26 protein-coding genes, 1 tRNA gene and 7 pseudogenes are annotated in these 26,624 nt (G+C 63.6%); 22 read left to right on the top strand and 12 right to left on the bottom strand.

Annotation, left to right across the window (positions count from 1 at the left end):
• Positions 1-84: 84 nt before the first annotated feature.
• Both ACFQXB_RS18645 and ACFQXB_RS18650 read left to right on the top strand, forming a co-directional pair.
• Positions 85-930 (top strand): annotated as a pseudogene (locus ACFQXB_RS18645) (DEAD/DEAH box helicase family protein); the annotation flags it as partial.
• Positions 923-1,096, top strand: a pseudogene (locus ACFQXB_RS18650) (IS3 family transposase); the annotation flags it as partial. The pseudogenes ACFQXB_RS18645 and ACFQXB_RS18650, both read left to right, overlap by 8 nt.
• A gap of 1 nt (position 1,097) precedes the next feature.
• On the opposite strand, the pseudogene ACFQXB_RS18655 reads toward ACFQXB_RS18650, so the two are convergent.
• Positions 1,098-1,523 (bottom strand): annotated as a pseudogene (locus ACFQXB_RS18655) (IS21 family transposase); the annotation flags it as partial.
• A gap of 181 nt (positions 1,524-1,704) precedes the next feature.
• Complete coding sequence (locus ACFQXB_RS18660) at positions 1,705-2,265, bottom strand: TetR/AcrR family transcriptional regulator (RefSeq protein ID WP_377406744.1); 561 nt, start codon at positions 2,263-2,265, stop codon at positions 1,705-1,707.
• An 81-nt stretch (positions 2,266-2,346) separates the two neighbouring features.
• On the opposite strand from ACFQXB_RS18660, the gene ACFQXB_RS18665 reads away from it, so the two are divergent.
• From ACFQXB_RS18665 to ACFQXB_RS18695, 7 genes and pseudogenes are all read left to right on the top strand, one after another.
• Positions 2,347-3,090, top strand: a complete 744-nt coding sequence (locus ACFQXB_RS18665; RefSeq protein ID WP_377406745.1) for an SDR family NAD(P)-dependent oxidoreductase — start codon at positions 2,347-2,349, stop codon at positions 3,088-3,090.
• A gap of 61 nt (positions 3,091-3,151) precedes the next feature.
• Complete coding sequence (locus tag ACFQXB_RS18670) at positions 3,152-3,316, top strand: hypothetical protein (protein ID WP_377406746.1); 165 nt, start codon at positions 3,152-3,154, stop codon at positions 3,314-3,316.
• A 21-nt stretch (positions 3,317-3,337) separates the two neighbouring features.
• Entirely contained in the window at positions 3,338-3,613 is a 276-nt protein-coding gene (locus tag ACFQXB_RS18675) for a hypothetical protein (RefSeq protein ID WP_377406747.1), read from the top strand.
• A gap of 64 nt (positions 3,614-3,677) precedes the next feature.
• Positions 3,678-4,083, top strand: a pseudogene (locus tag ACFQXB_RS18680) (phage tail tube protein); the annotation flags it as partial.
• Positions 4,032-4,169, top strand: a pseudogene (locus tag ACFQXB_RS18685) (phage tail tape measure protein); the annotation flags it as partial. The pseudogenes ACFQXB_RS18680 and ACFQXB_RS18685, both read left to right, overlap by 52 nt.
• A 110-nt stretch (positions 4,170-4,279) precedes the next feature.
• The gene (locus ACFQXB_RS18690) at positions 4,280-4,786 is read left to right on the top strand and encodes a ClbS/DfsB family four-helix bundle protein (RefSeq protein WP_377406748.1); all 507 of its coding nucleotides are present in this window, start codon (positions 4,280-4,282) and stop codon (positions 4,784-4,786) included.
• A 520-nt stretch (positions 4,787-5,306) separates the two neighbouring features.
• Positions 5,307-5,888 carry a hypothetical protein gene (locus ACFQXB_RS18695; RefSeq protein ID WP_377406749.1) on the top strand — a complete coding sequence of 194 codons (582 nt, stop codon included), beginning with the start codon at positions 5,307-5,309 and terminating at the stop codon, positions 5,886-5,888.
• A 76-nt stretch (positions 5,889-5,964) separates the two neighbouring features.
• Here the strand turns inward: ACFQXB_RS18695 and ACFQXB_RS18700 are convergent, their stop codons facing one another.
• Positions 5,965-6,174 (bottom strand): hypothetical protein, encoded by a 210-nt coding sequence (locus ACFQXB_RS18700; protein WP_377406750.1) that lies wholly within the window; start codon positions 6,172-6,174, stop codon positions 5,965-5,967.
• A 680-nt stretch (positions 6,175-6,854) separates the two neighbouring features.
• Here ACFQXB_RS18700 and ACFQXB_RS18705 point away from each other — a divergent pair.
• Positions 6,855-8,207, top strand: a complete 1,353-nt coding sequence (locus tag ACFQXB_RS18705) for a TolC family protein (RefSeq protein ID WP_377406751.1) — start codon at positions 6,855-6,857, stop codon at positions 8,205-8,207.
• A gap of 207 nt (positions 8,208-8,414) precedes the next feature.
• Here ACFQXB_RS18705 and tnpC read toward each other — a convergent pair.
• Positions 8,415-9,951: pseudogene (gene tnpC, locus ACFQXB_RS18710) on the bottom strand (IS66 family transposase); the annotation flags it as partial.
• Between the two features lie 58 nt (positions 9,952-10,009).
• On the bottom strand, positions 10,010-10,204 hold the full coding sequence (gene tnpB / locus ACFQXB_RS18715; RefSeq protein ID WP_377406773.1) for an IS66 family insertion sequence element accessory protein TnpB: 195 nt from the start codon (positions 10,202-10,204) through the stop codon (positions 10,010-10,012).
• Between the two features lie 251 nt (positions 10,205-10,455).
• On the opposite strand from tnpB, the gene ACFQXB_RS18720 reads away from it, so the two are divergent.
• The 5 genes and pseudogenes from ACFQXB_RS18720 to ACFQXB_RS18740 all read left to right on the top strand — a co-directional run bounded on the left by ACFQXB_RS18720 (position 10,456) and on the right by ACFQXB_RS18740 (position 12,821).
• Positions 10,456-11,232, top strand: coding sequence for a SapC family protein (locus ACFQXB_RS18720; RefSeq protein WP_377406752.1), 777 nt, complete (start codon positions 10,456-10,458; stop codon positions 11,230-11,232).
• 194 nt (positions 11,233-11,426) lie between these two features.
• Positions 11,427-11,665, top strand: a pseudogene (locus tag ACFQXB_RS18725) (IS3 family transposase); the annotation flags it as partial.
• A gap of 143 nt (positions 11,666-11,808) precedes the next feature.
• Complete coding sequence (locus tag ACFQXB_RS18730; protein WP_377406774.1) at positions 11,809-11,913, top strand: hypothetical protein; 105 nt, start codon at positions 11,809-11,811, stop codon at positions 11,911-11,913.
• A 309-nt stretch (positions 11,914-12,222) separates the two neighbouring features.
• Positions 12,223-12,606: a serine hydrolase gene (locus tag ACFQXB_RS18735; protein ID WP_377406753.1), complete on the top strand. Its 384-nt coding sequence runs from the start codon at positions 12,223-12,225 to the stop codon at positions 12,604-12,606.
• A gap of 125 nt (positions 12,607-12,731) precedes the next feature.
• Positions 12,732-12,821, top strand: a tRNA-Ser gene (locus tag ACFQXB_RS18740).
• A 337-nt stretch (positions 12,822-13,158) separates the two neighbouring features.
• Here ACFQXB_RS18740 and ACFQXB_RS18745 read toward each other — a convergent pair.
• The 6 genes from ACFQXB_RS18745 to ACFQXB_RS18770 all read right to left on the bottom strand — a co-directional run bounded on the left by ACFQXB_RS18745 (position 13,159) and on the right by ACFQXB_RS18770 (position 19,231).
• Positions 13,159-14,355 carry an IS256 family transposase gene (locus ACFQXB_RS18745; RefSeq protein WP_377406754.1) on the bottom strand — a complete coding sequence of 399 codons (1,197 nt, stop codon included), beginning with the start codon at positions 14,353-14,355 and terminating at the stop codon, positions 13,159-13,161.
• Positions 14,356-14,566: 211 nt separating this feature from the next.
• Positions 14,567-15,271, bottom strand: coding sequence for a hypothetical protein (locus ACFQXB_RS18750; protein WP_377406755.1), 705 nt, complete (start codon positions 15,269-15,271; stop codon positions 14,567-14,569).
• Between the two features lie 19 nt (positions 15,272-15,290).
• On the bottom strand, positions 15,291-16,919 hold the full coding sequence (locus ACFQXB_RS18755) for an N-6 DNA methylase (RefSeq protein WP_377406756.1): 1,629 nt from the start codon (positions 16,917-16,919) through the stop codon (positions 15,291-15,293).
• 91 nt (positions 16,920-17,010) lie between these two features.
• Positions 17,011-17,457 (bottom strand): hypothetical protein, encoded by a 447-nt coding sequence (locus ACFQXB_RS18760; RefSeq protein ID WP_377406757.1) that lies wholly within the window; start codon positions 17,455-17,457, stop codon positions 17,011-17,013.
• The gene (locus ACFQXB_RS18765; protein WP_377406758.1) at positions 17,454-18,779 is read right to left on the bottom strand and encodes a recombinase family protein; all 1,326 of its coding nucleotides are present in this window, start codon (positions 18,777-18,779) and stop codon (positions 17,454-17,456) included. Before ACFQXB_RS18765 ends, ACFQXB_RS18760 begins: the two co-directional genes overlap by 4 nt.
• Positions 18,776-19,231 carry a DUF2924 domain-containing protein gene (locus tag ACFQXB_RS18770; protein ID WP_377406759.1) on the bottom strand — a complete coding sequence of 152 codons (456 nt, stop codon included), beginning with the start codon at positions 19,229-19,231 and terminating at the stop codon, positions 18,776-18,778. The genes ACFQXB_RS18765 and ACFQXB_RS18770 overlap by 4 nt, the downstream gene beginning before the upstream one ends.
• Before the next feature lie 337 nt (positions 19,232-19,568).
• Between ACFQXB_RS18770 and ACFQXB_RS18775 the strand changes: the two genes are divergently transcribed.
• Together ACFQXB_RS18775 and ACFQXB_RS18780 are read left to right on the top strand one after the other, a co-directional pair.
• Positions 19,569-20,810 carry a hypothetical protein gene (locus tag ACFQXB_RS18775; protein ID WP_377406760.1) on the top strand — a complete coding sequence of 414 codons (1,242 nt, stop codon included), beginning with the start codon at positions 19,569-19,571 and terminating at the stop codon, positions 20,808-20,810.
• Positions 20,770-21,720, top strand: a complete 951-nt coding sequence (locus ACFQXB_RS18780) for a hypothetical protein (RefSeq protein ID WP_377406761.1) — start codon at positions 20,770-20,772, stop codon at positions 21,718-21,720. The genes ACFQXB_RS18775 and ACFQXB_RS18780 overlap by 41 nt, the downstream gene beginning before the upstream one ends.
• Before the next feature lie 14 nt (positions 21,721-21,734).
• On the opposite strand, the gene ACFQXB_RS18785 is transcribed toward ACFQXB_RS18780, so the two are convergent.
• Positions 21,735-23,336 carry a hypothetical protein gene (locus tag ACFQXB_RS18785; protein WP_377406762.1) on the bottom strand — a complete coding sequence of 534 codons (1,602 nt, stop codon included), beginning with the start codon at positions 23,334-23,336 and terminating at the stop codon, positions 21,735-21,737.
• A gap of 265 nt (positions 23,337-23,601) precedes the next feature.
• Here ACFQXB_RS18785 and ACFQXB_RS18790 point away from each other — a divergent pair, with 265 nt between their 5' ends.
• The 5 genes from ACFQXB_RS18790 to ACFQXB_RS18810 are packed head-to-tail and all read left to right on the top strand — an operon-like array spanning position 23,602 to position 26,622.
• The gene (locus ACFQXB_RS18790) at positions 23,602-24,195 is read left to right on the top strand and encodes a hypothetical protein (RefSeq protein ID WP_310459188.1); all 594 of its coding nucleotides are present in this window, start codon (positions 23,602-23,604) and stop codon (positions 24,193-24,195) included.
• A gap of 22 nt (positions 24,196-24,217) precedes the next feature.
• Positions 24,218-24,571 (top strand): hypothetical protein, encoded by a 354-nt coding sequence (locus ACFQXB_RS18795; protein WP_377406763.1) that lies wholly within the window; start codon positions 24,218-24,220, stop codon positions 24,569-24,571.
• Positions 24,571-25,104: a hypothetical protein gene (locus ACFQXB_RS18800; protein WP_211657875.1), complete on the top strand. Its 534-nt coding sequence runs from the start codon at positions 24,571-24,573 to the stop codon at positions 25,102-25,104. The genes ACFQXB_RS18795 and ACFQXB_RS18800 overlap by 1 nt, the downstream gene beginning before the upstream one ends.
• Positions 25,101-25,973 (top strand): ATP-binding protein, encoded by an 873-nt coding sequence (locus ACFQXB_RS18805; RefSeq protein WP_377406764.1) that lies wholly within the window; start codon positions 25,101-25,103, stop codon positions 25,971-25,973. The genes ACFQXB_RS18800 and ACFQXB_RS18805 overlap by 4 nt, the downstream gene beginning before the upstream one ends.
• A 19-nt stretch (positions 25,974-25,992) precedes the next feature.
• Positions 25,993-26,622, top strand: a complete 630-nt coding sequence (locus tag ACFQXB_RS18810; protein ID WP_377406765.1) for a hypothetical protein — start codon at positions 25,993-25,995, stop codon at positions 26,620-26,622.
• Positions 26,623-26,624 lie beyond the last annotated feature (2 nt).

The raw sequence follows: 26,624 nt of genomic DNA on the forward strand, positions 1-26,624 counted from the left end.
CTGAAATCCGCCTATGCTAGCGTATCAAGGCACTTATCCAATTTACCGCTGTAACGGTGCGTCGCGCTGCGAGGACAGGACCGCATGGAGAAGCGATCGCTCAGTGAGCGTGACATTTGCACCAAGTTTATTACGCCCGCCCTGCGCAAAGCTGGCTGGGATGAAATCACGCAAATCCGAGAAGAGGTCAGCTTTACCAAGGGGCGCATTATTGTTCGGGGTAAACTGGTGAGCCGCGGAAAGGGAAAGCGCGCCGATTACATTCTGTCGGTGAAGCCGAATATTCCGATTGCGATCATTGAAGCCAAGGAAAACTCCCTGCCAGTTGCCGCGGGTATGCAACAAGGGCTTGAGTATGCTGAGGCTTTGGGGATTCCGTTTGTGTTCTCATCGAACGGTGACGGCTTCGTATTTCATGACTGCACGGGGCTGAGCCCTGCGCCCGAAACGGCGCTCGCGCTGGATGAATTCCCTTCACCTGCTGACCTTTGGGGGCGCTACCGGGCTTGGAAAGGGCTATCCGACAAAGCCGCCACGGTTACATTGCAGGATTACTTTGACGACGGTAGCGGGAAGTCGCCACGCTATTATCAGGTCAACGCTGTGAATGCGGCGATCGAAGCCATTGCCAAAGGACAAGATCGAGTCCTGTTGGTGATGGCGACAGGGACAGGCAAAACCTACACGGCCTTTCAGATTATCTGGCGACTTTGGAAGGCGGGTCAGAAGAAGCGCATCCTGTTTCTGGCGGATCGAAACGTGCTGATCGACCAGACGATGGTTAACGATTTTCGGCCGTTTGCAGGCAGCATGGCAAAGCTCTCGACCCAGTCGAAGACCATTGAGCGGGCCGATGGCACCCTCACTCATCTGACGCTGGCCCTGGATAAAAAACGCCGGATCGACACGTCCTATGAAATCTATCTGGGCCGTGAACGATGATTGCTGCCGCGAGAACTTGGCGCTGATCGCCGACACCAGCATCTCTGGGACCAGGGTGGCGCGTGAACTGGACGCCTTGATCAGGATCTACGGAAAACCGGCCTGCATCGTCTCGGACAATGGCACCGAGTTCACCAGCAAGGCCATCCTGAAATGACCGTCACCGTGACGCCCGAGATCACCGCGACCTCATGGCTCCAGTCGAACTGATAGGCTTCGCCGGGCGCATAGTAGAGCGGGACATAGGCCTCAGCGGTGACCGCGCGGCGGTTCTGCGACCATGACTTGGCAAACCGGCGCACGGCATCGTAGCGGAGACCGCGTAGCTTCTCGAAGATGCGGATCAGCGTCAGTCGCTCCCGCGACGGCTTGCCCGCATTGGTCGCCAGGAACTGCTCGAGCTGGCCTTGCCACGGGCCGATCCGCGGCTGCGGCCGGCGGCGGGTCCGTTCATAGCCGAAATCCACCTCGTCCGTCCGCAGGATCTTGCGCACGGTGTTGCGCGACACGTGCAGTTCACGCACAGTCTTCTTCATAGACCAGCCTTGAACGTAAAAGATCAATGAGAAGAGCGGACACATTCCTTGTTGCGCTGCGGCAGTGCAGCCGCAGTATCAGGCCAAGGCAGGCAGGATTATCCTGCAAGAGCTCAGATGATCCGAATCTGCGTGCCGATCGGGCACATGCCGGCGACAGACCTCCGCCGTCGCCATGCCGGCTTCCTACCCCTTGATCATCCCCGCGCCTGAGTGAAGCGGCTTGTTACCGAGAGGAATTCGCAATCCCTTCGATAAACACATCAACCAAGCGAGTGATGTGCGGATTAGGAGCGGCGTGTTTTTCGGTCGCAAGCGACACTGCTGTTGCTACACAAACGATGTCGTTAAAGCTGATATCATGCCGAACCACCCCCGCCTTTTGCGCGCGACGCAACAGACGATTACCCTCTTCGCTGGTTGCGAGGCAGCCCGGCGTCCCGACCTGCAACACCGTTCCGAGCGAGGCCGCAAGGCCGCGATAGACATTGCTGTATTGCACCAGCTCTTCCAGATACAGACGCAGCGCACTCAGTGGATCGAGATCGGCATCACGGGACCGGCTGGTCTCCGCAAAAGTCACGAAGCGGGCGCTATAGGTGGCTGCAAGAAGTTCTTCGCGGGTCGAAAACCGTCGATAAAGCGTCGCGACCCCGACCCCAGCACGTCTCGCCACCTCGTCAAGATTGACGTTGGCCCCTCGCTCCAGAAACACTTCCTCCGCCGCTGCGATGATGCGTTCCCGGTTTCTCAGAGCGTCGGCTCTCAATGAGGTGTTGTCATTCAACGCTTTCTCCTTCCCGATCTTGCTAAGTGGAGGATAACTCCATATGGTAAGTGGAGCAACACTTCACTTAAAGGAGAAATGATGGCGAATCGGTTTGATGACAAGGTCGTTGTGATCACGGGCGGCACAGATGGCATAGGTCTGGCGACAGCAAAGGCCTTCGCGAGCGCAGGTGCGCTGGTCTACATTACCGGCCGCAACGAAATGCGCCTCGACGCCGCAGTCGCAGAAATCGGTAATGGCGCGGTCGGCATCCAAGGGGATGTCAGTAATCGTGCCCATCTCGACCGCTTGTATTCCAGGATCAGGGGCGATCACGGTCGCGTGGACGTGGTCTATGCCAATGCCGGTGTGTCCGAGTCTGCCCCGGTGGACGAGATCGAGGACGACCATTTCGACCGTTTGTTCGACATCAACGTCAAGGGCACCGTCTACACCGTGCAGAAGGCCCTGCCATTGATGTCGGCCGGGGGCTCTATCGTCTTGGCGGGGTCGGGAGCTGGAAGCAAGGGCTTTGCCAACCTGTCGGTTTACAGCGCCACGAAGGCCGCTATCCGGTCGTTCGCCCGGACATGGACAACTGACCTGAAAGACAGAGGCATTCGAGTGAATGTGGTTTCCCCGGGCATGGTCTTGACCCCGGCCATGAGGACCTACTTGCAGAACAACAGTGGCGCCGAGGAGTGGATGAAGGGGGCCATCCCGTTCGGGAGGCTGGCCGAGGCCGACGAGGTGGCAAAGGCAGTCATGTTCCTGGCATCGGACGAGAGCAGCTTCGTTGGTGGCGCAGAGTTGATGGTCGATGGTGGCTTTGTAGCTGTCTGACCACGCTCGCTGGAGGCCCGTCTGCAGCGCCGACGGTCGGAAAATCGGAGAGGTCGAGAACGTGCTGGAAGCTGACGCCAGCACCTCCACCGAAGTCTCAGTCGACTTCGACGACAGCATTGCCGAGGATGATCGCATCGTCGAACTGTCGAGCCCGACGCTTGGAGGGGACCAGCTGGACCTTGGTCTCGACGATGTGAACCGCCCCCGGTTTCCCGGGGCGTAAAACACTCAAAGGATAAGCCCTGTGACAAGGGAGGGATCCACCCCCGCCTGTCCGGCCGAGTTGCGCGAAGGCGGCGTTCGGCTTTCCCGGGAGAACCGCGGCGACCATGCCAGTGACAGGGCTGCCCGCAAGGCGATCGCGCCCAAGCTTGGCTGTTCGCCTGACAGTCTGCGTGTCTGGTGCCAGCAGGCCGAACGTGATGCCGGTCGGCGCGGCGGTCTGACGCGCGCGGAGAAGGACCGGATCAAGGAACTTGAGCGCGAGGTCCGTGAACTGCCCGGGCCGACGAAACCCTGAAGAAGGCGAGCGCGTATTTCCCGGCGGCGGAGCTCGACCGCCCGTTCCGCAAATGATCACGTGCACCCGCAACGCCACGGCGCTCGGCAACCTGGTCACCGCCGAGGTGGCCTATGCCAACAATCTCGACCGGATCGAGACCATCCGCGCCGACGGGCGGATCGGCGGTGCCGACCCCGGCATGGCCGTGCTCACTGCTCGATCGAAGTGCGCTTCGTCGATCAGGTGCTGGCGAACCAGGCATCGCCGGGGACGCCTGCGAGATCGAACTCGGCTGGTCACTGCCATCGGGCGAGAGCCTGACCTTCGCCATCCACGCCGTCTACCTGCCGCGCCCGCGCATCGAGGTGCCGGGGCCGCAGGGCATCCGGGCCACCTTCGACTGGTGGGCGGCAGTCGATCTCGCGCTGGGGCGGACGCGGGATATGCCGGGCGCGGCAGCGCGCCCTCTGTCAACGTCACCATCATGACCCGCGATGCCGAGTGCTTCCGGCAGTCGGGCACGCAAGTTGCCGCCGACATAGCCCGCGCGGTGTCGAGGGGTCGGAGGGGGTTGTCGGTTGTGGAGGTCGGAGAAGGCGGGCTGATGCCGCCCGGGGCTCTTGGCGGTCATTGGCGACGATGCGCATATGGCCTATCCTCGGATCAAAATGCGTGAGGAACACTATGGCCGTGCCAGCGTCGAAAACTGAACTTCTGGACGCAATCTCAAAGACGTTCGGCGAGCTGATATGCGATCTTGAGCGCGTGCCGCCGGAGCTTGCACGCACGGCCTCTCTGGAGGGCCATGCCGCCGGGACAATGATGAGCCCCGCCGATCTGGTCGCCTATTTGCTCGGCTGGAACGAACTTGTTTTACGCTGGCTGGATCGGGATGATCGAGGCGAAGTCGTGGAGTTTCCCGAGGTGGGATTCAATTGGAATCAACTCGGCCTGCTGGCCCAGAAGTTTTACGAGGATTATCGGAATCTTGCCTGGCAGGAGCTCCTGGCCCGTCTCACGGCGGCCAACCTCAAACTGGTCGATACCATTTCAGTGAGATCAAACGAAGAACTGTATGGCAGCCCTTGGTATGGCAAGTGGACGAAGGGTCGGATGATCCAGTTCAACACCTCGTCGCCCTACGCGAATGCCCGCTCGCGTATCAGGAAATGGCTGAAGGCTATCCGCTAGGCGACCGACGGTTTTTCCCGTATGTCGGCCCATCACTTTCATGCCGACACGCGGCAACAATCCTCTCATGCCAGCTGCAGGATAAAGCGTCGACCGATCACGGCGAAGACCATGTTACCGGGTTACCGGGGTCGGGGCTGCCGGCAAGCGATGCGCGGAACAGCAAGAGCGCAGGGATAGGTTCGATCGCGGTGCGGTCTTTTGGCAGGCCTCTTGCGGCTGTCCCCGATCCATGACGCGGGCGCAGTGACAGACCGACCAGGCTCCCGCGCAATCTCCCAACTCCTGACATGAGGATCCGCAGATGAACGACAGCGGCAGCCTTTTTATCACCGTGCTGCGCGATGTCGTTGCATCAGCGGCAGTGCTCCTCGCCGCCTGAGGTGCGCTCGGCAGGGTGACCAACGCGCTGACCACGAGGATGCGTCTCTGGGACGCGGTCCGGCGCATCCTCCTGGGCGGGATCATCGCGGCCGGCATGGGCAGTCTCTCTATGGCCATCCTCGCCCGCTAGCTCGAATTGCCGCCCGAGACGGTGGCGGCGGGCGGGGCCGCGGGCTCGGCCGCCTATCTCCTCGGCGTCTTCGGCCCCGCCTTCATCGAGGTCGCGCTCGCCCGACTGCGCTGGCCCATCCTGCCATTGCGACAACAGGTTGTCCGGGGCAATGACGAGCGTTCTGTGCTTGGGATCTTGCCAGTGCGGCAATGGATCAGCGGCAACTCCGAGAGCGCCAACCAACCCGATATCAAGCGCAGAGACACGTCTCCGCAGTGCCTGAACGCCATTCACGAACCGGAGGGACTGGTCCATCAATTGTCCCCCGTCGTCCCTCAGATCTCCGAGCGCGAGCTTGCGTCGAAGGGCGACATAGCGAACGGCTCGGCTCGTCTGGACATCCGAAAGTGCTTTGGCGAGCAGGTCTCGCCACCCTTCCGTTTCCACCATCAGCTTGGGCGACAGCCACAGCTGGAGCATGGTTCGGAGTTCGGTGCGCCCGAGCCATCGCAGGCCTGGTCGGCGGAAGGCATCAACGTGTCACGAGCTCAGCAGGTCGGCGAGGTCATCTTCGCCCAGTTCGCTGAACCAGGGATTGACCAGTGATGACCACCGCGCATCACCTGATCTCGAACCAGTGCAGCGAGGTTTGTAGCAAGTGGTCGTAATCGCCGGCCATGGCCTATTCCATGAAGGCGGCGATCTCGTCGTCCGAGAGCCCGGCATCGCGAGCGGCTTCGCTGTATCGGCTGAGCACGGCAAAGACATTGTCGTCCTGGCCGGTGAGCGTGACGATGATGACGGGGCGTTCGGGGTCATTCCGTGCGGCTCCATTGAGGCAGCACCACGAAATCAGGCATGGCCTGCGCGCATAGTCCAGTTGAAGGCCCAAGCTGCGCGAGTGAGGGCCATCAGGAGATTTGTCGCACGGCCTGTCACACCGCTGCGGCGCAGGGTGCGGCTTTTCGAAAGCACCTCGTGCGCGGGCGACCGATCCTCGCGCGCCGGGCCCGGTATTCGAAAGTATCGCCTTGGTTCTTTTGCTCATTTGAGCAATCGGCCAGCGGCAGATATCGAAGATCCGAAAGGGACATGAAGGCGCGTGGGGTCTGCTTCGGACGCAGAGACATGAGGTTGTGATGGTATGCGGAACTGGCGGAAACCGCATGAGTGAATCGGCCAGAAACTCGGGCGCGGTCAGGGTCAGGATCAGCGGCACTGGAACTGCCACGGCAGCTGCGGGCCTTCGGCAGCCGGCACGATCCGTGCCGCGGGAGCGGGTCCGGCATCACAGCCACAAAGACCTGTCAGGGGCACTGCCCGTCTCCGCCCGGAGAACGGGACTTTTCGCAACTGCGGCGCCTGCTCTCGTCCTGCCCGGATCTGCGTTTTCCGGCGAGGGCCTGAGTGCGATCGCAAGACGCAGCGGGTTACCGGGCGAGCGTGGAGGGACAGCTCACAGGCTCCCGGGATCTCGGTGTCCGGTGTGGCGCGGCCCCGATGCCTGCCGGCCCGGGTGCCGGGGGCAGGGGGCCTTTGCTCCCTCTGCCTTGACCGGGTGCCGGAGAATGAGTGTCGCGATCCCTGTCCATGACGAACCGCCGCGCGGCTTGCCAGACGTCCCGTGCGCCCCGTATCGACACCATACAAGGCCCTATCAGCGTGACCTATTCCAAGATCCTCCTGCTTTCGACAGCGCTTGTCGCACTGGCCTCGTGCAGCGAACAGCCGCTTGACATGGAGGACATGTCGGAGCGGTTGCGGATGGAACTCGCACCCCTCCCCGTGCCCGTGGAGGGCGGCGCCGTGAGCCTGGAAGGCGCGTTTGGCGCAGCGGTTGCCCGAGCGGTCACGGGGCATGAGGGCTACCGCGCCGCCCTGGCGCTGGAGCGCGAAGCGATGAGCCGCATCGGCGTGGCGCAAAGTGCGCGCCGTCCCCAGCTAGCCGCGAGCGGCACGGTTGGGGGGATCCGCGAAACTGGGTCGGACGGGTCAACCGATGTCGGTGTTGCAGGGGGGGTCAACCTCTCGCAGCTGGTTTATGATGGCGGCGAAAGTGTCGCCGCCGTGAACCGAAGCACGGCGGAAGCCTTGGGCGCCCGTGCCGAACGTGCGGCGCGGGGCAATGAGCTTGCCCTTGAAGCCGCGCGCGCCTGGATCGATGTCTGGCAATATGATCAGCGGCTTGATCTGCTTCGCGCGCGCAGTTCAGAGATGGACACTCTCGTGACCCAGATCGAGCGGATGGCCAGCACCGGCATGCTTGATCGCGCCGCGCTGGACAGTGCACGCCGCCAGATCATCGATATCACGCTGGAAGAGAGCCGGTTGCAGACAGATCGGGCCGAGGCCCGGGTCAGGTTCAACCGGTTCTTTGGGCGAGATCCCGGCACGCTTGAGCGGCCGGAGGAACTGATACCCCTCGCCGTGGCCCGCGCGCAGGCGCAGCGCGCGCAACAGGCGCCAACCCTTGAGGCGCGGGCCGCAGCCGTGATCGCCGCACGCAATGCCGTGGCTGAGGCACAATCCGCCTTTCGCCCGCGTGCCCGGCTGCAAGCCAGCGCCCGCGCGCCGATGAGCCAGAACGATTCCACGGATCTGATTCTGGGCATCGGCGTCGAATACAGTTTCAGTGACGGCGGGCGCCGCCAGAGACTTCTGGAGGCAAGCGAGTCCCGGGCCGAGGCGCTTCAGGAAGAGTTGCGCGATGCGCAGTCGACGCTTGAGGCCGAGCTTCAGGCGGCGCTTTCGCGGCTGGCGGGGATCGAGCGGGCGATGCCGCTGGTCGCAGAGCAGATACGGCTCAGCGCCTCGGAGGGGCAGACGGCGCGATCACAGATCGCCACCGGGCAGTCGACCCTGCGGCAGCTGGTCGAGGCAGAAATCGAGCAGGAGGTCCTCCAGGCGTCGACCTCGGGATTTTGAGGTGATGGCCCGACGTGGGCCGGATGGTCTTCAGGGACCTTGAAGAAACAAGGGGAGGGGTACCCCTCCCCTTGGTGAACCGACCGTCGAGCAAAAGCAAGCTAGACGGGCAGGGGCATGCACTGCCGGTTAGGCGTCAAACATGGTGGCGGTGACAGGTTCAGAGCCAGAGCGATGGGGGCGGCTGGATCGTAACCATCCGGCGTAGGCCAAGGTCGGGTGAGGGTCGACGTCGTTCATCCTGGCCGTGACGATCAGGGAACACATGAAAGCAGCGCGATCGCCACCGCGGGGCGATCCGGCGAAGAGCCAGGCTTTCCGCCCGAGGGCGACGCCGCGCAGCGCGCGTTCTGCTGCGTTGTTCGTAAGGCAGAGGCGGCCGTCATCAAGGAAGCGGGTAAAGGCTTCCCAACGGCCGTCATCCTCGAACATGTCGTTGAATCGCCTTGGCGACGGGGTTGTGCTTCGACATCCGGGCGCCCTCGGATCGCAGCCAGTCGTGCAGATCCTGGACCATTGGGCGCACCAGCCGCTGACGGGCGTCATGGCGGGCCCCGGCGGTCGGGCCAGTGATCCCGCGCTCGATGTCGAAGATGGCGCCGAAGCATTCGACAGCTTCCAGCGCGATGGGCGAGATCTCCCCGGCGACTTTCTTGCTCTTTCGGGCTGTTGCCTTGATGTCGGCCAGTTCGAAGAACTTGCGCCGGGCATGCGACCAGCAAAGCGCGCTGAGCACCGGGGCCGGCTTATGCTGGGCGCTGTAGAGGTCGTTGTAACCGCCATAGGCGTCAGCTTGCAGGATGCCGGTCCAGCCCGTCAGATGCCGGGTAGGATGTTCCTTCCTGCGGTCTGTCGAGAAGTGATAGAGCGTCGCCGGGGGTGCGCCGCCCGCGAACGGCCGGTCATCCCGCAGATAGGTCCAGAGCCGGGCGGTTTGCGTGCCGCCTTTGGCCAGCAGCGGCATGGTCGTGTCATCCGCGTGCAAAACCTTCAGCGCCGAGGACATGGGTGCGGATCAGATCGTGGACAGGCTGCAAGGCGACGGCGCAGGCCCCGACCTGGTCGGCCAGGGTGGAAAGGCTGATCTCAACCCCTTCCTTCGCGTAGCGCTCTGCCTGCCGGTTCAGGGCTGATGCTGACCGAACTTCTCGAACAGGATCATCGCCAGCAGGTTCGGTCCTGCCCAACCCCGGGGCGTCGGATGGAACGGCGCCGGCGGCTGACTGATCTTCTCGCAATCGCGGCAGGTGAACTTCTCGCGGACGGTCTGGATCACCTTCCACTGCCGCGCGATCACCTCCAGCGTCTCGGGAATGTCCTCGCCCATCGTCACGATGCGCGCTGATCCACAGCAGGTGCAGGAAGTCGGCGCCTCGACCACGACGCGCTCGGGGGGCAGATGCTCTGGGAACGGCTTGCGGGCGGGGCGGCGGCGTTCGAAGGCCGCGACCACCGCCTTCGGGGCCGTCACCTCGGCCTTGGCCCGGTCATCGGCAATGTCGGTCTCGATGTCCTCGAGCTGCATCTCGAGTTGTTCGATCAGCCGGGCATGGCGTACGGCGCTATGGCCATATTGCTCCCGGCGGAGTCTGGCGACCTGGAGCCGGAGGTGCCGGATCATGTCTTCGGAGGCCGAGACAACGGCGCGGGTCTGCTTCAGTTCTTCCTCTGCGGCAGACGCACGGGCCTCCGCCGCGGCGAGTGGGGCGCGCAAAACAGCGATCTCAGATGCGGTCTCCGACATGCCGAAGACCTACCACGGAACTTCAAAATAGTCCAATAAAACAAGGGAACTCTATCGATCAACCCGCCGAGGCTGGCCGCTGTGTCCAGCGCGGATTGCGCCAGTCGATGCCCTCCAGAAGATAGCCGAGCTGCGCCGCCGAAACCGGAACGGCCGCCCCGTTCTGGCTCACCGGCCAGATGAACTTCCCGGCCTCCAGCTGCTTCAGATACAGCGACATGCCGACGCCATCGTGCCAGAGGATCTTGATCAGGTCGTCCTAGAAAACTGGTCACCGTCGTGAAAGCGTTGTGCAAGATCCGTCATAAATGGCCGCCCTCAACGACTTGGTAGATACAGGTGCCAGGTATTGGTCACATATTCAGAAGATGCTCGCCCCTCTCGTTTGCGCGCCAAACGCTCTCAGGAAGATGGCTTAACAGAGCGCTAAATATCTGGCTGATACCAGAAGGATCGATGATAGATGATCGATGCAGTTAGTGGCGACATGACAGGAGAAGACTGATGTTCAAAAGCCTTGCCCCACTGAAGTTCTCTGACCATTCGGATCTTCGCTTTCTGCAGAGGCAGGATTATTCTTTCGCCCGTTCAGAGTTGATTACCCCTATCGTGATTGACGAAATTGCGGATGTCGCACGTGAATATCCGATCATCTTCCCCAAAGGTAGCGCGCTGCCCGTGGCGCTGTTGGGCGTGCAACGCGATTCGAACGCATATATCGGGCCGACCGGGGGGTGGCGGGCGGCTTATATCCCGGCGCATATCCGGCACTATCCCCTCGCCGTCACACGCATTCCCGCCGGTGAGGAAGGGGGCGCCGCGTCAAGTGACGAGGCGGTACGGTTCGCGGTGCTGATCGATGTCGATTCCCCATTGATCAGCCGCCTTGAGGGGGATCCGGTATTCGAGGACGACGGTTCGCCGAGCGCAATCGCGCAGCAGAAAATGCAACTGCTGAATACGTTGCAGTCGCGCGCGGGGATTACACAGCGCCTAGTCGCGGCGATTGAAGCTGCCGGCTTGCTGATCGAGCGTTCTATCCGCATCACGATTGAGGGCGAAGAGGATCGTCAGGTGACGGGCCTGCGTGTGATCGACGAGGCCGCGATGAACAAGCTCGATGATGCCGCATTCAACAAGCTCCGCTCCACAGGGGCGCTCCCGCTTGTCTATGCCTCACTTCTGTCTTGGGCGAATTTCCGCCAAGGACCTATCGGAAAGTCACATATGCAACCGAAGCCCGGAGCCGGGACGGGCGCGCCGGGCGCTTTCATGAACTGACCGCGTGCTCCGCCCACATGTAAGTAGCCCCTTGCTTTGTAGACGCTTTCGCAGCTTACCTTGAGGCAAGGAGCTGACCTGCGCCCCGATCGTTTCCTCGTTCATAGCAAGACCTGGCTGCAGGAATCTGAACAGCCGGGATAAGTGGATTTTCCGCGCACCAGCGGCATGATGCTGCAAGCGCGGAGAAGACCATTGCAAGACGACCGCACCGGAACCACAGTCCGGCATTCAAGGCGAAAGTGGCGGTAGTCGCGGTCAAGAGCGAGAAGACCTTGATCGAGCTGGCGCAGGAGATGGACGTCCATACGAACCAGATCAAGCAGTGCGCGATCGCTTCTGGAAGGCGCGACCGGGGGTGTTCGACGAGGGCCCGAAGGCTGATCCGGAGCCGAGGATCGACGTGAAGACCCTGCATGCGAAGATCGGAGAGCCGTGCTCGCCGAAGCCGACGAGCCTGGGGCTGCCGCCCTCGGCGATGTAGACGGCGTACCGGGATATGTTGGCGTCCGCGAAGAGCGCTTCACGCCCGAGGCAGCCGAACGCGCCGCTGGCTTTCGTTTTCATCCTCGGCAAGTGCTTGAGCCGCAAGACGACGGCAGCCTTGTCGTGCGTTTCGAGGCAGCAGGCTGGCTGGAGATGACCTGGCACCTCTACCAGTGGGGGACAAGGTCGAGGTGATTGCCCCGGAAGCGCTCCGGGCGATGGTGGACGTATACCGCCGGTCCGATTTCGGCGCGATGCCGTGAACGAGTATTTCCAACGGAGGAATTTGATGACGAACAGCCTGACGTACAGCGCCTTGAAGGAGAGGCAACGCGCGATCCGTGCAGGTTTCTCCGAGACGATGGGACAAGCTGGGCGAGCTCCGTGAGCGCCACGGCTTTCCGCGCGCCGCAGCGGCAATCGCTCTGCCGGACGGCACGGTGATGACGGCGGCCACCGGCCTGGCCGATGTGGAGGCCGGGCGCGCCATGGCGCCAGACGCCAATGCTCGCCGCGAACATCGGCAAGAGCTTGGTCGCCGCCATGGTGCTGGCTCTGGAAAGCGAGGGGTGGCTCGCGCGCGGCGATCTGCTCTCCGTCCATCTCGGGGATCGACCGTGGTTCGACGCGCTACCCGATGCAGGCACGATCACCATCGATCACCTCCTGCACCACACCTCCGGGCTGCCGGACCATGTGCATCTGCCAAGGTTCCAGGCGGAGTGGACCCGACTGACGACGGACGCAGGGGACTTCGAACCCGAGCGGTTCGTCACCTTCGTGGCCGGACGCGAGCCGCTGTTCGAGGCCGGACAGATCTGGGCCTGCAGCGATATGGGCTATGTCCTGCTGGGCCACGTGATCGAGCCATCAATCTTCGGGTGGTAGAGACGCAATTCGCAGTCGCCGGAGTGTTTCCGTTCGTCAAACCGCGAGCTGGGTAAGCCACAACAGCTCGCCGTCCACCTCAAAAGCACTTGTTCTCCTTGTCCTTACTGCATATACGAGTCGGCGGAGACGTGGCCGAGTGGTCGAAGGCACACCCCTGCTAAGGGTGCAGACGGGAAACCGTCTCGAGGGTTCGAATCCCTTCGTCTCCGCCACTTGCCCCCACGAAAGCGTTCTCCCGATCCGGCTGCGGCCGGATTTTTCCGTTGTTTTCGAGGGTTATGCCGGAGGGGCTGAGCACTGGCCCTGCTGCCAGGAGGCCCCGAAGTGGTCTCTCCGGGCCGATATTCTCCGGACCTGATGACTGCGCTGTTTTGGTGAATTTCCTCCAAGCCCATGATTTTTCAGCATTTTTGTCGCGCTAAACAATTGAGTTAGATCCCAGTGTCAATCGGACCAAATGCGACTGGGATCGGAAGTGAACTGGTAGTGTCCCGTGACGTGGTGTAGGGACTGGCGTCCACCTGCTTCTTCATAGCTGGTGTCGCTCGTTCACTGTGCGGCGATCATCGTCGCCGCGTCGGCACCGTCGCATACGCTCGTCAGCTTTTCCACCGGCATGTAGCGGCGGGAGACGGCCCACTCGTCATTCTGCTCCAGCATCAGCGCCCCTACGAGCCGGATGACGGCCTCACGGTTCGGGAAGATCCCGACGACGTTGGTGCGCCGCTTGATCTCCTTGTTCACGCGCTCCAGGGGGTTGGTGCTGTGCAGCTTCGATCGCAGGCTTTCGTCGAAGGCCATGTAGGCGAGGACATCGTGCTCGGCCTCGTCCATGAGCTCAGCGACGTCCCTGAACCGGTCACGAAGGTTGTCTGCGACCTCGCGCCAGCGAACATGGGCCTGGTCGCGGTTCTTCTCGGCGAAGACGGTCTTCACCACGGCGCTGACCACCGGCTTGTTTGTCTTGCCCACGCGGGCCAGCAGGTTGCGCTGGAAATGCACGCGGCAACGCTGCCATCCGGCGCCCAAGACCTTGCGCGCAGCGGCTTTCAGGCCCTCGTGGGCATCGCTGATGACCATCTGCACGCCGCGCAGGCCACGGCGCGTGAGAGACCGCAGGAAGTCGGCCCAGAAGGTCTCGGCTTCCGATGGCATGACCGTGATCCCGAGGATCTCGCGGCGGCCGTCACTGTTCACTGCCACGGCCACTATCACCGCCATCGAGACGATCCGCCCGCCCTCGCGCAGCTTCACGTAGGTGGCGTCGAGCCACAGAAAGGGCCAGTCCCCTTCGAGAGGCCGGTTCAGGAACACCTGCACCCGCTCGTCGATCTCCTCGCACAGCCGCGAAACTTGGCTCTTCGAGGTCCCCGTCAGCCCCATCGCGCGCACCAGATCGTCCACGGCGCGGGTCGAGACCCCGTGGATGTAGGCCTCCTGGATGACCGCCATCAGCGCCTTCTCGGCCGTGCGGCGCGGCTCCAGGAAGGTCGGGAAGTAGCTGCCCTTGCGCAGCTTCGGGATGTTCAACCCTATCGTGCCAGCGCGAGTGTCCCACTGGCGTGGCCGGTAGCCGTTGCGCTGGTTCTCGCGGTCCGGGCTGCGCTCGCCATGCCCGGCGCCACACACGGCAGCCACCTCGATGTTCATCAGCCGCTGTGCGGCATCCTGGATCAGCTCACGCAGAAAATCCGCGTCGTCGCTCCTGGCGATCACGCCTGGAACGTCGATTATGGTATCGGTCATCGTGCTCTCCTTCGTTGTCATCGGTCGTTGAACAACCCCAGGCTACGAAGAAGCGCGGTGGCCGCCAGCCCCGGCCGCGCGCTGCGCTACGCCAATTGGCTCCGCGCGCGGCCTCCTACACCATCCCGTGGGACACTACCAGTGAACTGCTCACAGCCTGCTCCAGTCTCTGCTTGCGGGCACTCCGTGTCGAAAGCGCTCGCTCAGTCCACTAGCCACTGAGGGGGCCAAGCTCGCCGTTCGCATAGTCATAGAAGTCCGGATTGCGGATGGCCGTCACCTGCAACAGATCGTCCAGCGCATCGGAAATTGGCACAGGTTTGTCGGGCTCTCCGACGAGGTAGGCAGTGAAGTTGGCATGGCCGGAGGAAGCGTCCAGCAGAACGATGTATAGCCGCTCATACTGCTCATCCCGCCCCCCGGGGTCATCCCGCCCAGTGAACAGGCGGAGCCTCGTGTGAGCATTCAAGAATGTGGATCGGCGCCGATCGGTGCCGTCGGTGGCGGCGCCTTGGTCAAGGAAGAAGAGCCCGCCCAATACTGCATAGGGAAAGCGGCGGTGTAGGGTGACCGCCTCGAACAGCATGTCGCCACGCCGGTTGGTCAGGTTCTTCTGGAAGTTTTTGGTGCGGCTGTCGCGGAAGTTAATGGTCTTGATCGAGATGCCGAGGATCAGACCCGCCTCTTCCGTCGCCCATGTCACGTCGACCTTCTTAGCGCCGATCCCCCCTGCCATCCGCCGCTCAGCTCCGGACGTGTCCAGCTCCCCTGGCGGCGCCGGACGGGCACCCTTCAAGCCCCGTGACCTCAGCTCTTCGGCAATGGCGAGGGCGACGACGTTCGATATCTTCTCGCTGTATGCCTTCTTCACGGGTGCGTTGGCGGTGTCCGCCGGTTTGTTTCCGGCGGACTTCAATGCTGCTTCTATGAGCCCATCAACTCTCGACACCCTTCCCCCGTGCGCGTCGGCGCTGGAACAGCATCTCGCGAGCCAGCCTCAGTGCCTTTAGATCATCTTCAGGTACATCCGCCAAGATGATGCGGTCCACCGTTTCAACCGCCGAAGCTACGTCCCCCCGGCGCAGCGCGCTTGCAAGTTGCGGCCTGGCATTTCGGAGTTGCTGTTCGGAAGCCCGGATGCGCGCCAGTGATGGCAGCGGCAGGTTGTCCGCCTCTCTCGGCTCCATCTTCAAGAGCCCGCCCCCGTAGGCGCGCCCGACTACTTCCGTACCAAGCAGCGTGATGCTGTTCAGGCTGGCGATGGGCAGAAGGTCGCGTCCGACCTCGCGCCTGCCGTTCGCAAGGCGAACTCCATAGACAGAGTTTAGGATGTGCGCCCCCGCCGCGTTCGTCACGAGGCGCGGCCTATCGTGGTTCATGTAGGTCAGGAACAGGTCTGGTGCCTCGACAAGGGGAACCCGCCACCAAGGGCTGCGAACCCGGCACTTGTAGGCTCCAGACACACCCGCATCCGCCCCGGCCTCGATATAGCGCAGCGCCGCTGCAGACGGGTTGTCGCCCGGGTACAGGAGCAAGCAGCGAGAGCCCTCGTTCGCCAGTTGCTTCCAAACTGCATCAGTGAAGGTGAGCCCTCGCAGGTGTCGCGCGCCTGGCGGCGATATGCGGACAAGGTCCGCATCGGTCAGTCCATGGGCGACGGCGTCGGCGCGTGACAGCGAGAAGTATTTGTTGTTGCCGGTCACGGCACCCAAGTAGGGGCGACCCCATTCGCGCATCAGCTCGAAGCGCTCATCGATCAAGCCTTGGTAAGTGGCGAAGGCTTCTTCAGCGACAAGGGCATTCGTCCACTTGTCCCCGCTGGGCGTGTGCTGGATCCATTCGGCCACGTCGACGGACGCCAGCGAGCGAACGTCCTTTGTCTGGTGGACTTCAAGGCAGGACGCCCCGCCCGTCCCGTCTGCGAGCAGCAAGACCACCTCTTCAAGGACGCCGGGGAACACTCGATCCTCAAACATGATGAGGCGGACGCGCCCGAAGCGGCGCAGCAGGAAACGCCGGACCTCCTGCGCATAGTTGACGCTCAGCAGTTCGGCAGGCAGCACGAGTGCGAGCCGTCCCCCGGGAGCGACGTGAAGCGCCGCCTTTACTACGAATGCCGCCCATGAACTGGCGAGCCCCGACAACCGGACACCCTGAGCAAGGGCGGCTTCCAGGCTTCGGGACCGGGCTGCGCCGGTGAAGTTCTGATAGCGGACGAAGGGCGGGTTGCCCACGATGGCGTCATAGGTAGTCGGCGGATCATGCTCGAAAAAGTCTCCCACAGACACGCGGGCGTCGAAGCCAGCGCCCTGCAGAAGAGCCTCGGCATTGCGGGCGGAGGTGTCGAATATCTCCACGCCCTGCAATTGCTCGCTCCAGAACAGAGGGGCAGCCCCGAGGGCCCGCAGTCGCTCTCCCGCTGCCATGAGGAAACTGGCTTCGCCGCACGAAGGCTCGAACACGGTGTCGGTGGGTTCGCGGACAGCCCAATCGCAAAGATAGCGCGCGATCTCCGGCGGCGTGAAGAACGCGCCTCGCGCCTTTCGTTTCTCAATGTTGTCCACTCAATCCCTCCTTGCCGGTTCTTCCGTGCCGGTTGATCCGCACCCTGACAGACTCTCCGAATGCGGCCAACCAAATAGTACGATGTTCACTCTACGTTCTCAAGCTTCCTGTGGCATTCGAAATCTCCTTGGCTCGCCGCTCATCCCGACGGAGGTTCAACAATTCGCCAGCCTGCTCGTGCCAATGGAGCCCAAACGGCTCCAGTAGCCTTGCAATAGTCAGTTCCGGAGGATGGCGCCCGTGCAGGACCGTCTCGACGATGTCCGGCGCAAGCAGTGTCAGGCGCAGAACGCGCGTCATGTAGGACGCCGCGATCCCCTCGCGCTCGGCCAGTTCGGCGATGGTGGCGAACTCACCCGACTCGAGCATCCGCTTCCACCGGAATGCGCGCGCCAGCGCCTTGACCAGCGTGTTGTCGGTCCGCTGCGAGTGCGTGGCGCCTTCGGGCATCTGCATCTCCTTCCGCCCGCCGCGCTTGACGATGCGGAACGGGACGTGGAGCGTCACCGTGTCGGGGATCAGCGCACTGCGGGTCATGCAGCTTCTCCGATGTTCCCGGCCAGCATCTCGCGGGCCAGACCGCTGAGTCCGTCGACGCGCAGGCGGACGTTGAGCTCCTCAGTGTCGATGTCCACACGCTCGACCAGCAGCGCCACGATGCGCGCCTGCTCGGCGGGGAAAAGCTCGTCCCAAAGCGGATCGAGCTGCTGCAGGGCCGCACGCGCGTCGGCTTCGGTAATGTCGTCAGTATGGACGCGCGCCGCTTTCCACGTCCCCGCAACGATCTCCGGTTGGCGGAACACGGCGCGGAGCTGGTCGATCACGGCGGCTTCAATCTCGCCCGCTGGCACGCGGCCGACTGGACACGCACCAGCACCATGCTTCAGTACAGTCTGACTGACGTAGTAGCGGTAAAGCCGCCCGCCCTTGCGGGTGTGGGTCGGCGAGAAGGCCGCGCCGTCCGGCCCGAACAGCAGCCCCTTCAGCAGCGCGGGCGTGTCGGCGCGGGTGCGGGCAGCGCGTTTCCGAGGGCTCTCCTGCAGGATGGTGTGAACCTTGTCCCACGTCTCGCGGTCGATGATCGCGTCGTGCTCGCCGGGGTAGCTGTCGCCCTTGTGGACCGCCTCGCCGATGTAGACGCGGTTGCTGAGCATCCGGTAGATGTATTTCTTGTCGATCCGGTTGCCGCGCGGCGTCCGGATGCCGCGCGTGCCAACCTCCCGCGCCAGTTCCGTGCAGGACCCGATCTCGAGGAAGCGGTCGAAGATCCAGCGCACATGCACGGCGGTTTCCTCGTCTACCAGCAGCTTGCGGTTCTCGACGCGGTAGCCGTAGGGCGGCACTCCGCCCATCCACATGCCCTTCTTGCGGCTGGCGGCGACCTTGTCGCGAATGCGCTCGGCCGTCACCTCGCGCTCGAACTGGGCAAACGAGAGCAGGATGTTGAGCGTCAACCGGCCCATGGACGTGGTCGTGTTGAAGGATTGCGTGACCGAGACGAAGGTCACGCCGTTCCTGTCGAACACCTCGACCAGCTTGGCGAAATCCGCCAGCGAGCGGCTGAGGCGGTCGATCTTGTAGACCACCACAACATCGACCAGCCCATCCTCGATGTCCTCCAGCAGCCGCTTCAGGCCGGGCCGTTCCAGCGTTCCGCCTGAGATGCCGCCGTCGTCATACTGATCGCGGACCAGCACCCAGCCCTCGGAGCGCTGGCTGGCGATGTAGGCTTCGCATGCCTCCCGCTGAGCGTGGAGCGAGTTGAACTCCTGCTCCAGCCCTTCCTCGGAGGATTTCCGGGTGTAGACGGCACACCGCAGCTTGGGGACGACCTTCGATTTATCCGGCGGCTTCGTCACTTCCGCCCCCTGTGGTTCTTGAGCCCGAAGAAGACCCAGCCGTTCCAGCGCGTGCCGGTGATCGCGCGGGCGATGGCGGACAGCGATTTGTAGGGTCGCCCCTGCCATTCGAAGCCATCGGCGGTGACGGTGACGATCTGCTCGACGCCCTGCCATTCGCGCAGGAGGCGTGTGCCGGTGATCGGGCGGTCGCGATCTGCGCGGATGCCGCGCTTGGATCGGTCGCCGCCGTCCAGTTCCTCGCCAAGCCGTTCCAGCCGCCGGATTGTCTCGGGCTTCAGCCCGCCATAGGCGAGTTCCTGGATTCGGTATGCCAGCCGGCTCTCCAGGTAGCGGCGGTTGAACGGTGGCGGTTCGCCGTCGAACAGGTCGCGCCACTGCGCCTTCAGGTCCGGCGTCGTCGCGGTCTTTAGCGCGGCCAGGCGCGCGGGGATGGGATCGGGCTTGTTCATGCATTTCTCCGGTGAGTTGGAGTTGCATGACGGCATTGGTCGGGCGGATAGTGTAGGCAACTTTCTCCAGTATTGTCAGATACTTCGCCCGTCTCCCGCATCTGCAACCGAACCAGCCCGAGCGCCAGCAGGCCGCACAACTCGGCGCGGCGTTCTGCGGGCGTCATCTTGTCGGGCGGGAGCGGATTGGGGCGTTTCATGCGGGCCTCGGAGCAGTCGTCTCCTCTGGCCTCTACTCGTCGATGTCGGAAACCGTCCCAGCCGATCCCGCGCAGGTTGATGAATCACGCGAAAGAACGTATCAAGAACACTGGTTTTGCAGGAAAGGGGATTCGTCGTGGCCGGCAATTTGAAGAAGTTCGTGAACCCCCGGTTCATCAAGTCCATCGATCTCGCCCTGATGAAGCCGCTGCTGGCGCGGCACGAGGGCAAGTACAAAGGCTTTTCCGTCGACCTTCTGGACCAGGAGGAGGATGCCGCCCGCGAGGCGCTGGAGAAACTGCTGACTGGCGCCGAGGACAGCTATCCCGAGGGGCTGCGCGGCGATCTGCACCGCATCGCGGAATTGGGCGATGCCCGCGGCCTCGAGATCATCCAGGCGCAGGCCGCCCGACAGGGCGTCGATCTGTTCCCGGATATGAAGACCGGCGACGAAGACGCGCCGAACAAGGCGCATGATCCCAAGCACATCGCCGTCCGGGTATTTCTGGAGCATCCCGATCTGTTCGACGCGGCCGCCGATCACATGGCGATGCTCACCGCCGACCGCCTGCATGAATATGCCGGGCGGGAACGTGGCGTCGCGATCGATCTGACAGAGGAGAAGGTCGAAGCGTTCCGGACGGCCGTCGCCGCGCTCTTCCGTGACGCGTTTCTCGGGGACTACTGCCGGGTGGGCGACTACGACGACGATGACGAGATCAACCTCGTGGTCAGCCACGGCTCCATGGTCTCGACCATGCCGGTCGTCGAGGGCCAGGTCGAACGGGTCATCAGCGTGCGCCAGATTTCCCACGCCGTGCTTCGATACTCCGAGAACACCGGCATGCTGCGACTGGCCCGCATCCGGAAGGCGCATCAGCCCGAGATCGCGGAACTCTTCGCCTCGATCATCCTCGACAGGCCCGGCTTCTTCGACGGCGACGATGCGCAGGACCTCTATACCCTGCGCCCGGTCGAACTGGCCGGACCGGGCTTCGCCTTCGATACTGCCTACGATCCGCTGATCGACAAGGTGCTGATCATCGAGGCGGCGGCGGACCTGATGGCGCCCGGCAAGAAGGGGTATCCCCGCGTGGTGCGCACACTGCGGTCGCGGGACCTCGGCGGTGACGCGCTCCAGCATTTCGGCAGCACTCCGGTCTCGTTCGGCGGCGCCTGGCGGCTGGGCGAACTCGTATTCCGGATCCTGTTCAAGGGCGACGGCAGGCGCCAGCCGCAGGTCACGGTCAAGCTGCGGCCCCCGGGCGTCGTGCAGTTTCGCCGCACCCAGCATGAGGCGCGGGTAATGAAGCTGATCGAACGGAACGGGCTGATGAATGACCGAGACGATTCTGAGGTTGTTGACGCGGCTGAGTGAGGCTGGCGACGACGCAATCCTGCCCGGCGAGCTTGCCGCGCCGTTCTTTGGTCCGGTCTTCGACCGGCTGCTGGCGAAACGTGTCCTCGTCGAACAGGCGCCGCTCGCCGATTGGGACGTCTGCGATGCGTGTGAATGCGGGCTCCCCTGTCGGCCGATCCGGAAAGCGGGCGAAGGGTATCGTGCTGAGTGCCCGCTCGACCGCCGACACGACGTCGATCTCACCGAGGACGATTTGCGCGTGTTCCGCATCGGCGACGGGGCGCTGGCATCCGTGATCGGCACCGCGGCAGGGTTCGGCACAGCCCCGAAGCTCGCCGCGGAGAAGGTCTGGCGGCTGGGCGACACGCCATCGGGTCGGGCGGTGTTTCTGGCGCTGGAGCCTGCAGCCCTGACCAGCGACGGCATCATCGCGTCGTTGCGCCAGGCGGCGCAGGGCTCAGCCATCACGATCCTCGCACCGGCGTTGCCAGCGGAGACTGCCCGGCGACATCAGGATGCGGGCTTTCATCTCATCGAAACCCTTGAGGTGCTGACGCCCGCCACAAATGGCCTCGGCGGCACAGTCGACGTCGCGGCTCTGGCGCCGGTCCCGCTGGCGCCCGTGCTTCGCGTGCGAAGGGCAACGGCCGAGGTTCAATGGGATGGTCGCTCCGTCATCCTGTCGCGTCAGGTTTTCCCCGTGTTCGAGCGCCTGCTGGAAAAGGCGCTGTCGCGCGATCAGATCGCCTCCTTATCCCATGTCGAAGGCACGACGGCGCGCGAGGCCAAGGATCTGATCCGCGAGCTGCGCGACGCGTTCAAGGCTGCCGGGTTCACCGATGCCGAGAGCAAGACCCTGATCATGACGGTGCGCAACCGTGGTTATCGGCTTGGCGTCCCCGCTTCGGATATCGTGGTTGACGACTGAGATGCCAGCCCGCTTCACTCTTTGAGTGGCAAAGATATCCCAATCTCAGCCAGCTTTAGCATCAGCGCTTTTCTCGATATCGGCGCATCATATCGCCACTCAAGGTGGCGGATGCGGTTCGCCTCCAGTAGCAGTCGCTTTCGCTCATCCCGAATCTGTGCGTTCTTGAAGCCTTCCTCGCCGCCAAACAGTGCGACCGGCTGGTAATGCTGCTGGCCCTGATACTCTACTGCCAAGTTTATCTCGGGAATGTATATGTCGATCGACTGACGGCCAAGAAACCAAGGGCGCCATTGGTGCTTGGCGTTGGGCCAAATCGCACGGAAAAGGTCAAGAAGTGCGAGTTCGGAAATCCACCCGCTCGCACCGATCCCCGGTATAGATCGGTCTCGGCGAAACGCGTCCTCTGCCAGCGCCATATGCCCGGCGAGCAGGCTCTCAACATTGGCGAAGCCAACGTCGATGTTTACTGAGAAGATGCGGCCGCGAGGCGCCGTCGAGTTGATGAACTGAGCCTGATATGCACGGTATGCTGGCCAGTCTGACGCGGGAGGCGGCACCGGGATCATCCCTTGGCCAAAGTCAGGGTCAAATCGAAGCAGTTTGGAAAGCACAGGCGGATCGTCCTGTAACTCCTGATCCAAGTAGGCCACAAATGCCTCGAACTCGTCATGCAGGCGACCCGCGATGAGCGACGTCGCTGCATACTTGCGAGCGATCAGCCTCAAGTCATCAGCTCGGATTTCGCGATCTGTCAGGAATTTCAGATATATGACCTCGTCCAAAAGCGCCTCACGATCACGCCCTGGGATGGCCTCCACCAGATCCATGGCGTCGGAGAGTCGGTTCGCTTCCGTCAAGTTCAGAATTTGTTGCCACTTGGGGTCCGGATCCCATGGGGGCGCGTCCTTCACGTCCGGAAGGTCTTGTGGAAGCCCCTTGCCGTCGATGCCACGGAACTGATCGCCCAAAGCACGCGCCTGCCAGCTATATCCGCGCGCCTGGTTGTTGTCCTGCCAGACCCTTTCCAGCGGGGTTACCGCATTGCTGGCGCACTGGGGGTTTTTGCGCTCCGCATCAAAACCGGACTTCGCCGGATCACCAAACAGACCCGCTCCAATTGCCTCGACCAGCCGCTCGAACAGTCTGGTATCATCTTGCCGGGTTCCAACCGAGACGAGAACGCGACCGGTGCCGGAGGTTTGTCGAAAAACGAAGGCTGCGTGCGACGCGAGGTCATTGGCGCGCTGGCGTCGCGCCCCAGGCCCTTCCAGAAAATGGAGCCTGTGAGTTACTTCATCCGGAAAATCGGGATACACCAGCCGGATCGACGTAGTCGTCTTTGGTGCTCGCTTCTTTGGAGGTGGCTCGGGCCCATATTGATCCAACAGATCGCCGCAAAGAGATGACAGCGATGCGAAGTGAATCGCAGCGTTGCTTCCCGGCTCTCGTTTTGCAGCCAAGCTCGCGTAGAGCTTTTTCCACTTCGATAGATCCGCTCGATAGAACTCTCGGCTCATCCGGTTTGTGATCGAGAGCTCGTATAGTTTCGCATTCCTGCGGAATTCGTCGAGGCCGAGTTGTCCCTTGTCGACCGGCGGAGGCTTCAAGTTCATGCGTTCGATTTCCAGTTCAGCGCAAGCCGATGTTGCATCACCTGCATGGCACTGTCGACAGGTAGGCCCCGAAGGCACATGCGCTCCAAGCGTGCTGCCCTTCGGCTGACGGCTGTGGGCTTTTACGGAGACCTGCACGAGAAATTGACGCTCAGGTCCGCAAGCCCCACCAAACCCCCACCTTATTCCCACCCCGTTCCCACCTGCGCGCCGACCGCATCCGGCACCTTGGGCTCATCAGAAACGATGACCGAGGCGCACAGCGATGCAGATCGAACTTTCCCCCGACGACATTGAAACCATCATCCGCGAAGCCGATGCGGCGGCGCAACGGCTGCGGCGCAAGCTGTGCCTGCCGCTCTGCGAGCGCGAGGATCTGGGCCAGGATCTCCTGGTCGATCTGCTGCGCCGCTTGCCCGCCTACGATCCCTCGCGTGGCACCATCGGCGCTTTCGCCAACATCGTGCTGCGCAACCAGTCCTCGCGGATCGCGATGCGCCACCACCGCCAGCGTCGCGCGCAGGGTGGGTCGCTGCTCTCGCTCGAGGTTCCGCTGGCCGGAGCCCGCGAGCCGGCCGGCGACACGCTGGCCGAGGACGACGGGCTTGCCGCCTGGCACGGCCAGACCTGTTGCGTCGCCGCTGTAACCGAACTTCACCACGCCCTGCAGGCCGCCCTCGCGCGGCTCCCGGCCGAGGATCGCCGGTTCTGCGCGGCGCTGGCGCATCGCCCCGTGACCGCGCTGGCGGCCGAGGGTTTCGGCAGCCGGTCCGCGCTCTACCGCCGCCTCGCCGATCTCCGTCACGTCCTCACTGCCCACGGTCTCGGTCCCGCCTGGGACGATCTCGCGGCGGCTTGAGTAGAGGCGAAAGGAGGAGATCATGTTCATGGGCACCACCCCCTTCATCACGGTCCGCGCCCGCCGACCGCTCACCGAGATCGAGTTCTGCGCCTGGGTGGCGCAGGCCGTGCCGGGCGACCGGCTGGAATACCATCGCGGCTTTCTGGTCCTCGACATCTTCCCGATGTTCGCCGGGCTCCCGGATCAACAGCGCGCGGAATTGGCCCGACTCGGGTCGCGCGCCTTCTGGGCCGCCGAACAGGGCCTCGTGCACCTGGTGCAGGAGCGCACGGGCCCCGACCAGTTCGCCTACATCGCCGTCGCCCGCCCCAAACCGAAGGCCGCAGCCGTCTCGCTGTCCGCGCTTCTGCTCGCCGAGCGGGAGGCCGCGTGATGACCGCCTTCCAATTCCTTTTTGCCGATCATGGAGACCCTTACATGCCATTCCCCGCGAACACCCCCACCGTCGACGACCTGCCGGGCCTCGGCTTGCAGGACATCGCCCAGCTGCCCGTCGAACTGCTGGCCATCCTGCAGCGCGACGTCGACGAGCGCATCAAGCGCGACAAGGCCGCGAAGGCCCGCCTCGATGGCGCGCTGACCGTCCGCTACGCCACCCGCGCCGCCGAGGAACGGCAGGCGGCGGGCAAGGACACCGGCACGATCCGCTTCGACGACGGTGATTTCACCGTGGTCGCCGATCTGCCGAAACGGGTCGATTGGGATCAGGATCGCCTCGCCGCCATGGTCGAGCGCATCCGCGCCGCCGGGGACGATCCCGCGCAGTACGTGGACATCGCCTTCAAGGTGCCCGAGCGCAAATACGCAGCCTGGCCCGACGCCATCCGTGCCGGTTTCGAACCCGCGCGCACCGTCCGGCCCGGCACACTGAAGATCGAGATCGTCCCGCAGGGGGGCGATCAATGAGCCTCCCGATCATCAGCGCCGACCAGCGGCTGGCCGAGCCGCGTGGGATCAAGGGTTGCATCTTCGGCAAGTCCGGCATCGGGAAGACCTCGCTCCTCTGGACGCTGAACGCATCGACGACGCTGTTCATGGATCTCGAGGCGGGCGACCTCGCCATCGAGGGTTGGGAGGGCGACAGCATCCGGCCGCGGACCTGGACGGAATGCCGGGATTTCGCGGTGTTCATCGGCGGGCCGAATCCGGCGCTCCGCGACGAGCAGCCCTACAGCCCCGCGCACTACAAGGCGGTCTGCGACCGCTTCGGCGATCCGGCCGCGCTCGACCGCTACGACACGATCTTCGTGGACTCGATCACCGTAGCGGGGCGGCTGTGCTTCGGTTGGTGCAAGGGGCAGCCCGAGGCGCTGTCGGAGAAGACCGGCAAGCCGGATGTGCGCGGGACTTACGGGCTGCACGGCCGCGAGATGATCGGCTGGCTTACGCATCTCCAGCACACACGGGCCAAGAACGTCTGGTTTGTCGGGATCCTCGACGAGAAGCTCGACGACTTCAATCGCAAGGTGTTCCAGCCGCAGATCGACGGCTCGAAGACCGGGCTCGAACTGCCAGGGATCGTCGACGAGGTGATCACCATGGCGGAGCTGAAGGCCGAGGGCGATCCGTATCGCGCCTTCGTCTGCCAGACGATCAACCCCTGGGGCTTTCCGGCCAAGGACCGCTCGGGCCGGCTGGATCAGGTCGAGGAGCCTCACCTCGGCCGCCTGATGACGAAGATCCGCGCCCCCGTCGCGCCAGCGCCCAAGCGCCTGACCTACACCCCGCCGCCCGCCGATCCGGCGGCTGACGCCCAATCCCAACCGCAATCCTGATCAGCAAAGGAGGTTCCCCATGGGTTCCTGGAACGATTTCAACGACGCGCAGAGCAACACCAACCTGATCCCCAAGGGCACGCTGGCCAAGGTGCGCCTGACCATCCGCCCGGGCGGGTTCGACGACGCGTCGCAGGGCTGGACCGGCGGCTATGCCACCCGCGGCTCGACCGGCGCGGTCTATCTCAACGGCGAGTTCACGGTGACCGAGGGGCAGTACGCCCGGCGCAAGATCTTCACCCTGATCGGGCTCTACAGCCCCAAGGGGCCGGACTGGGCGAACATGGGCCGCAGCCTCGTGCGCGGCATGCTGAACTCGGCCCGCGGGATTTCCGACAAGGACATGTCGGCCGAGGCGCAGGCGGCGCGGCGGATCAACGGCTTCGCCGATCTCGACGGGATCGAGTTCATCGCCCGCATCGACATCGGCACCGACGCCAGCGGCGACGACAAGAACGAGATCCGCAGCGCGGTCACGCCGGATCATCGCGATTACGCGCAGGTCATGGGGACTGCGGCGCTGCAGTTCGGCGGACAGGGTGCAGCCGGACATGCACCACAGCAGACCACCCCTGCGGCAGCGGCACATCAGCCCAGCCAGCCCTCGTCCGCCCCCGGGTTCGCCGGTCGGCCGAGCTGGGCGCAGTAAGC

The organism is Halodurantibacterium daqingense (genome assembly GCF_042666235.1).
In the GTDB taxonomy this organism is placed as follows: domain Bacteria; phylum Pseudomonadota; class Alphaproteobacteria; order Rhodobacterales; family Rhodobacteraceae; genus Halodurantibacterium; species Halodurantibacterium daqingensis.